This is a genomic window from Bartonella sp. AC130YNZD (assembly GCF_042196865.1).
Classification (GTDB): domain Bacteria; phylum Pseudomonadota; class Alphaproteobacteria; order Rhizobiales; family Rhizobiaceae; genus Bartonella.
Window position 1 is genome coordinate 1 of the sequence record NZ_JBHIQZ010000097.1, and the last position, 1,469, is coordinate 1,469.

The 1,469-nt window shown below is 32.6% G+C and carries 1 protein-coding gene; it reads left to right on the forward strand.

The window, feature by feature from the left end; translation table 11 throughout:
* On the forward strand, positions 1-953 hold a 953-nt coding region (locus tag ACFINU_RS09810), incomplete at its 5' end, for a type ISP restriction/modification enzyme (RefSeq protein WP_375667662.1).
* Positions 954-1,469: the final 516 nt, after the last annotated feature.

Sequence of the window (1,469 nt, forward strand, 5' to 3'; positions counted from 1 at the left end):
AACAATGGCTCTATTATAATCGCGCCTTTAATGAAATGGTTTATAAAATGCCGCATATATTTCCGATAGGACGAGCGATTGAAAATAGAATAATACAAGTTACTGGTACAGGTTCACGAAGTGATTTTTCTGTACTTATGACTAATAATATACCTGATCTTAATATGATAGATGGTGGTAGCCAATGCTTTCCAAGGTATCTTTATGAGGATATTGAATCTTTAGAGGATAAAGATAATAACCAATCCCATTTATTTACAAACTCTACAGAAGCAAACGCAACAGCTAATTTACAGAGGCGTGATGCCATTACTGATGAAGGATTAGCACATTTTAAAGCGGCTTATCCTAATGAAACCATAACAAAAGATGATCTATTCTATTATGTTTACGGAATTTTGCATTCGGAAGATTATCGTGCCCGTTATGCTGATAACCTTTCTAAAGAATTGCCTCGTATCCCTTGTGTAAAGAGTGCTGATGATTTTTGGAAATTTGTAACAGCAGGGCGTGAACTGGGTCATTTGCACGTGAATTATGAAGATGTAGAGCCGTATCCAGTAACTTTTAAAAAGGGTAATCCAAAAGTTACAGAGATCTCTAATCCCGAAGAATTTTACTACGTTACAGAAATGAAATTTTCTGGGAATAGTAAGGAAAAGGATAAATCAACTGTTTTTTATAACAGCAATATCACAATAACAGATATCCCTCTTGAAGCTTATGAGTATATCGTTAACGGCAAACCTGCTCTTGAATGGGTTATGGGGCGTCAATGTGTTAAGACTGATAAAAAGAGTGGTATTGTCAATGATGCTAATCGTTATGCTGTTGAAACCGTTGGCAACCCTGCCTACCCTCTAGAGTTGTTTCAAAGGGTTATTACCGTAAGTTTAGAAACAATGAAAATCGTAAAAAAACTACCAAATTTGGTATTAAGAGAAGCTGAATAACTTATAAAGCATGCTCACATAATGGGTATGATAAACTCACAAGGGGTAAAAGGTCTTATACCTATAGGTTCTATACCCCTTTATACATTGCTTACATACAATCTTTAAAAGGATAATTTATCATGCGTTATTCTAAAAAGAAAAAACTTGCACTTTTAGATACTCTACTTTGGATTGCTTTAAGATTTATAAGAAACCCCATCTTAAATAGAGTTAGATTTTTTTACATTGCCTTTAAGAGGTTATACCGTAATCTAAAATGAGTGCTTTATTGTTTTCAAAAGCTTTGTTTAAAGAGAGTTATGTATATTCATTTTACTTATAGGTTTTGTAGGTTCTTAAAACCCCCAAAACCCCTACAAAACCCCTTTTTATATATATTATAGATTGTATTTACTGATTGTATTTAATATAAGTTGTTTCTTTAAAACATTAACGCATTGAAATATAATGATTTTTATTTTTCTCATTAAACAAAATAATAGAGGGTCTAAAAGGAACTGACAAAACTGACAA